The 6,113-nt window shown below is 32.3% G+C and carries 6 protein-coding genes and 1 riboswitch; all 6 genes read left to right on the forward strand.

Annotation, left to right across the window (positions count from 1 at the left end; genetic code table 11):
- Positions 1-54 precede the first annotated feature (54 nt).
- The 6 genes from rpsO (at position 55) to BG262_RS04575 (ending at position 5,940) form a co-directional block, all read left to right on the forward strand.
- Positions 55-324, forward strand: a complete 270-nt coding sequence (gene rpsO / locus BG262_RS04550) for a 30S ribosomal protein S15 (RefSeq protein ID WP_070787691.1) — start codon at positions 55-57, stop codon at positions 322-324.
- A gap of 147 nt (positions 325-471) precedes the next feature.
- Complete coding sequence (locus tag BG262_RS04555) at positions 472-960, forward strand: GNAT family N-acetyltransferase (protein WP_070787706.1); 489 nt, start codon at positions 472-474, stop codon at positions 958-960.
- Positions 961-1,896 carry a class I SAM-dependent methyltransferase gene (locus BG262_RS04560; RefSeq protein WP_070787692.1) on the forward strand — a complete coding sequence of 312 codons (936 nt, stop codon included), beginning with the start codon at positions 961-963 and terminating at the stop codon, positions 1,894-1,896.
- 62 nt (positions 1,897-1,958) lie between these two features.
- Complete coding sequence (locus BG262_RS04565) at positions 1,959-3,149, forward strand: acetate kinase (RefSeq protein WP_070787693.1); 1,191 nt, start codon at positions 1,959-1,961, stop codon at positions 3,147-3,149.
- A 97-nt stretch (positions 3,150-3,246) separates the two neighbouring features.
- Positions 3,247-5,031, forward strand: coding sequence for a glycerophosphoryl diester phosphodiesterase membrane domain-containing protein (locus BG262_RS04570; protein WP_070787694.1), 1,785 nt, complete (start codon positions 3,247-3,249; stop codon positions 5,029-5,031).
- A 172-nt stretch (positions 5,032-5,203) separates the two neighbouring features.
- A riboswitch (THF riboswitch) is annotated at positions 5,204-5,303 on the forward strand.
- 64 nt (positions 5,304-5,367) lie between these two features.
- The gene (locus BG262_RS04575; RefSeq protein ID WP_070787695.1) at positions 5,368-5,940 is read left to right on the forward strand and encodes a folate family ECF transporter S component; all 573 of its coding nucleotides are present in this window, start codon (positions 5,368-5,370) and stop codon (positions 5,938-5,940) included.
- The last annotated feature ends 173 nt before the right edge of the window (positions 5,941-6,113 follow it).

Here is a 6,113-nt window from a genome sequence, read left to right on the forward strand (position 1 = left end):
AATACGCGTGCCAAACGTTAACTCGGATGTACTTAAAATTAAAGGAGAAATAACATGGCAATCTCAAAAGAGAAAAAAAATGAAATTATCGCAAAATACGCTCGTCACGAAGGTGATACTGGTTCACCAGAAGTACAAATCGCTGTACTAACTTGGGAAATCAACCACCTGAACGATCATATTAAATCACATAAAAAAGACCACGCTACATACCGTGGGTTAATGAAAAAAATCGGTCACCGTCGTAATCTTTTAGGTTACCTACGTGAAAAAGATGTTCAACGTTACCGTGAACTAATTTCTTCATTAGGACTACGTCGTTAATAAGCGTCGTTAAAACCACTTCGGTGGTTTTTTTGTTTTTATTATTTTAGACTTTTGAATAATTTAATTATAAATGCTTCCATGTTATAATGGAGCTAGAGATACTTGTCATAGATGGGAATAGTAATGGATAAAAATAAAATAGAAGTGATTATTAGAAATGTAGAAGCAAATGATATTGATGATGTAATGCGTGTTGAAATCGACAATTTTGGTAACGTAGCGACAACTCGTGAGGCTATGGAAGAAAGGGCTGAAAAAACGCCTGATACCTTTTACATTGCAGAAGTTGATGGTGAATTTGCTGGATATATGGAAGGTGCTGTAATCAAGGATAAACATTTAGCAGATGAATTATTTAGTCATGTTGAAGAAAACCCTGAAAATGGTGGCTATATTGCTATAACTAGCCTTTCAATTGATGAAAAATTCCAAGGAGCTGGAATTGGAGACGCCTTGATTCAAGCAATGAAAGATTTAGCTATGGAAACTAAAAGAAAAGGAATTACTCTGACTTGTCACGATTATCTTATCAAATATTATGAAAAAAAAGGTTTTACATATGACGGAGAGTCGAAATCAAACCTCGGTGGTGAAGAATGGTTTAACATGATTTGGAAAGTTGGTGAAAAATAGATGGATATTCAAAAAGTAGAAGAAGCTTTTAATTTAATTATTGAAAATACACAAACTCTTGAGCAAGAATTACATACGCATTTCTACGATGCTTTGATTGAGCAAAATGTTGCTTATGTGGAAGGTAAATCTTCAAACGAGACGGTTGAAAAAAATAATGAGAAACTTCATTCTTTAAATCTTAGTCAGCAAGAGTGGCAGAAAGCATTCCAATTTGTTCTAATAAAAGGAGGCCAATTTGCAAAATTACAGGCAAATCATCAATTTACTCCTGATAGTATTGCTTATATTATCAATTTTATAATTGATACATTAAAACCACAAAAAGACATATCGATAGTCGAACTTGGGTCGGGTACTGGTAACATGGCATCAACACTTTTATCAAATTCTGATAAGAATATATTTTATATAGGTATAGAAGTCGATGATCTTTTGATTGATTTAGCAGCAAGTATTGCTGATGTTATGAAACTTAAGGTTGAATTTATGCAACAGGATGCTGTTAAACCGCTTCTAATTGAACCTAGTGATGTAGTTATAAGTGACTTACCAATTGGTTTTTATCCCGATGATGAAGAAGCGTCAAATTTTCAAGTTGCAACGGATAAAGATGAACATACCTACGCTCACCATTTATTGATGGAACAGGCACTTAATTATCTAAAAGATGATGGTATTGCTATTTTCCTTGCTCCTGTAGATTTATTGACTAGTGGACAGGCAGATGAATTAAAGGGATGGATGAAAGATTCAGCACACTTATCAGCATTGATTGCCTTACCACAAAATCTATTTAAGAATTCTCCTAAGGCAATTTTTGTATTCGATAAAAAAATCACAAATAAACCTACTTTTGTATATAACTTATCAAGCCTAACTGAGACAGAAATAGTACAGCAATTTATGGCTGAATTCACAAAGAATGTGTTATAATTAATTCGAAAACGGTTACAAGTAAATTCGTTGAATGATTTTAAGAATTAGGAGATTTAAAAATGTCAAAAACAATTGCAATTAACGCTGGAAGTTCAAGTCTTAAATGGCAACTATATGAGATGCCTCAAGAAGAAGTATTAGCTCAAGGTCTTATCGAGCGTGTTGGACTTCCTCAATCTATTTCAACAGTTAAATGGGGAGATGAAAAAGATACTCAAACTCTTGATATTCCAAATCATGAAGAAGCAGTAAAAATCCTTTTAGATGACCTAATCCGTCTTGGAATTATTTCATCATATGATGAAATAACAGGAGTTGGTCACCGTGTTGTTGCTGGTGGTGAAATCTTCAAAAAATCAACTCTTATCGATGATAAAGTAATGGAAGAAATTGCTGAATTATCTGAGTTGGCTCCTCTTCATAACCCTGCTAACTTACAAGGAATTAAAGCATTTAAACACCTACTTCCAAACATTACTAGTGTAGCTGTATTTGATACTGCTTTCCACACTACAATGCCAGAAAAAGCTTATCGTTACCCAATGCCAAATAAATACTATACTGATTATTCAGTTCGTAAATATGGTGCTCACGGAACAAGCCATCAATATGTAAGCCAAAAAGCTGCTGAGATTCTTGGAAAAGATATCAAAGATCTTAAGATTATCACATGTCACCTTGGAAATGGTGGATCAATTACTGCTGTTGACGGTGGAAAATCAGTCGATACTTCAATGGGATTCACTCCACTTGCAGGAATTATGATGGGAACTCGTTCTGGCGATATCGATCCTTCAATTTTCCCATACATCATCTCTAAAGATGAAAACCTAGAGACTGCTCAAGACGTTGTTGATATGCTAAACAAACAATCAGGTCTTCTTGGAATCAGTGATATCTCAAGTGATATGCGTGATGTTGAAGAAGGAATTAAAGAAGGAAATGAAAAAGCTATTTTAGCTTATGAAATGTATCTTGACCGTGTTGAAAAATATATTGGTCAATACTTTGCAGTATTAAATGGAGCTGATGCAATTGTATTTACAGCTGGTGTTGGTGAAAATGCTGCTGATATTCGTGAAAGAGTCGCTAAAGACTTAAGCTGGTTTGGTCTAACAATTGATCCAGTTAAGAATGTTCGTGGATACGAAGGTGTTATTTCAACTGATGACGCAAAAGTTAAAGTTCTTGCAATCCCAACTGACGAAGAGTTAGTTATTGCACGTGATGTTCAAAGCTTCCAAGACTAATAAAATCCTTATTGAGAATTATAAATTAAAATAAACCGCTAGAAATTAGTGGTTTATTTTTATATAATCAAATTTACAAATTATAAGGGGTTAGAATATGAAATCAAGTTTAACTTTTATTAAATCAAACACCGATCAATTTTTTAAAAAATGGGATAGAACAATTTTTCTATCACTGTTTATAAGTTTTTATTTGGACATAGTAATTTTTTTAGCAAATTTTGGATTTCATAAAGTGATGGAATGGAATGATATTCCTTATATTTCCTACAATAATTTGGAAATATTCCTCACTAAACCATTTGCTTTATTAGGATTTATACTGATTTTTCTTTTTATAATCTTTTCGGTTTTTATTCAGTTTAGCTTTTTAATTAGAGGTATCAGTCAAATTGATAGTTCAACATTTCAAATTAGTAGAATTATCAAAGATACTTATAAATCTATACCACGTCTTTTTGGACCATCCGCTATATTCTTAACTATATATTTCATTCTGGTAATTCCTTTTGCTGGAACAATTTTCAAAACAAAGTTGTTAGATAAGGTAGTTATTCCTCAATTTATTTTAGATTTCCTATCAAACAATGGGTGGATAGCGTTAGGTATTGCAGTACTCTCGATTGCGATTGCTTATATTGGTTTGAGGTTGATGTTTGTACTACCTTTGATGATTATGAACGACATGAGTTTTACTCAGGCGATGAAGGAAAGTCTAGCTATTACTAAAAAAAAGTTTTGGTATTACACTCTTCGATTATTTATTGTGTCAGCGATTTCTACAATTGTTGCAGTAATTGTATATATACTAGTTTATATATTCCAGTATATTGAAGACGGACTTGTTAAACCAATTCCTCTGATTATGGGAATATTAAACCTATCTTTGGTACAATTAGTCAGTTTATTTGTTGTTTTGTGGGCTAATTATATTTTAATTCAGCTTCTCTTATCAAACGAAAAAGTTAAGCCTGATGCACTGATTAATCAAAAAGGTGTCAAGCAAACTCGTTTCCCAAGATGGCTTGTTATAACATTTGTTAGTTTTACAGTTTTCTTTTACGTTGTAGGGAATTGGATATTCTTAGTAGATACAGTTGAACATCCTGCTCTTAATATTTCACATCGTGGAGTTGATGCAGGATACGGTGTTCAAAATACTATCCCAGCCTTGGAGCATACTATTAAAACAGCTCATCCTGATTATGTTGAAATGGATATTCAAGAGACATCTGATAAGAAATTTGTAGTTATGCATGACGAAAACTTGCGAGTTCTTACGGGAGTTAATAAGCGTCCACAAGAATTAACGCTCGCAGAGTTGACGAAACTTGTTGCAAAAGAAAATGGCTCTTCAGCTCCAGTTGTAAGTTTTGATGATTACTTGAAAGCAGCAAATTCTCATAAACAAAAACTTTTAGTTGAAATTAAGACTACACGTTATGATTCCAAAGACTATGTATCAAATTTTGTTAAACAGTATGAAAAAGAGCTGATGGATAATGGTCATGAAATACACTCACTTGACTATAATGCTGTAAAAGAAGTTAAGAAAAACAGTAAACTCAAGACATACTTTATACTGCCTTATAATTTTATTTTTCCACGTACTGATGCAGATGGATATACGATGGAGCAAACAACTTTGAATGAGTCTTTTGTTGATGAGGCACATCTGAGAAAACAAAATGTTTATGCTTGGACTGTTAACGACGTTGATAGCATGAAAAAAATGGCACTTATTAACGTCGATGGTATAATAACTGATAATTCTTCGAATTTAAATGGTGTTATCAATGAGTTAAAAGAAAATCCTAAATTTGCAGATAAGATTTTAGACTATCTAGTTAGTGTTGATCTTGACAAAAGTTTGGGTAATTAATGCTGGAAACTTCATATGTTTACTTTAATCAATTTATTCTAAAAAGTTGAAGTTTTTAATATATGTTAAAATATAACAGTGATTGCTGTGATAAATACTATAAGTACTTATAGTATTTATTTTTATACTTAGATTCATTTTTTTATGCTATAATCAAAAAGTAATATTTTATTACAGAGTAGTTTTACAAGCGTCAAGTGTCCGTGGGATGGGATGTTGCCCCGGGACGAAGCCGATTTTATCGACGCGGTTTGTAGAATGCATTCGCTGTCAAGAAATTATATTGGAAATTCCAAGCAATTTTTAACAGCTCACCAAAATTTAGAGGAGAGCTCAATGAAAAAATTTACAGACAAATACCTGCCTAAAATAACAACTAGGCTTACGGTAACACTAGCAATGCTTATGGCGTTGAAATTTATTATTGGAAAATTATCAGTTTGGATAATTCCAGGTACTTTAAAAGTTGGTTTTAGCTTTGTTCCTAATGTACTTATTGGTGCTGTTGCAGGTCCAATAATTGCTCCAATCACTTTTGTTTTATCTGATATTATCAATATGGCAACTGGTGGCGGTGGTGGAAGTCATTTTATACTTGCCTTTACTCTTTTAGAAGCTGTTCAAGGTTTCTTTTATGGATTATTCTTTTACAAAAAAAGATTGGACGCAAAAAGTATAAAAGATTGGGCTTATACTAGCTTTGCTGTTATAGTGATCATGCTGATTGGAACATTTATCTTTACACCACTTTTAATTCAAATTTACTTTAAAATTCCAATCAAAGTACAATACTTTGCACAAGGTAGAATCTTTAAGATTTTTGAAATACCAGTTAGAATTATAATTATTATGCTGATTGTACCTGCTTTACAAAAGATACCTTCAGTAAAAAAATATATATTAAATTAAAAAAGCAAAGTACATCCCACTTTGCTTTTTTTGCGTATGAGGCTGTGCCTCGCGTCAAAAATGTATGATAAATGCTAATCATATATACAACTAGTATCTAAGACCGATAAAAATATTATAAATTATGGTATAATGTTAAAGAATGACTTTTAAAAAAAGAGGTGAATATGAAA

It is taken from the genome of Floricoccus penangensis (assembly GCF_001832885.1).
GTDB classification, from domain to species: domain Bacteria; phylum Bacillota; class Bacilli; order Lactobacillales; family Streptococcaceae; genus Floricoccus; species Floricoccus penangensis.

Coding starts and splice junctions, on each gene's coding strand:
- BG262_RS04565 (WP_070787693.1), top strand. CDS start 1,959: ATGTCAAAAACAATTGCAATTAACGCTGGAAGTTCAAGTCTTAAATGG.
- BG262_RS04560 (WP_070787692.1), top strand. CDS start 961: ATGGATATTCAAAAAGTAGAAGAAGCTTTTAATTTAATTATTGAAAAT.
- BG262_RS04575 (WP_070787695.1), top strand. CDS start 5,368: ATGAAAAAATTTACAGACAAATACCTGCCTAAAATAACAACTAGGCTT.
- rpsO (WP_070787691.1), top strand. CDS start 55: ATGGCAATCTCAAAAGAGAAAAAAAATGAAATTATCGCAAAATACGCT.
- BG262_RS04570 (WP_070787694.1), top strand. CDS start 3,247: ATGAAATCAAGTTTAACTTTTATTAAATCAAACACCGATCAATTTTTT.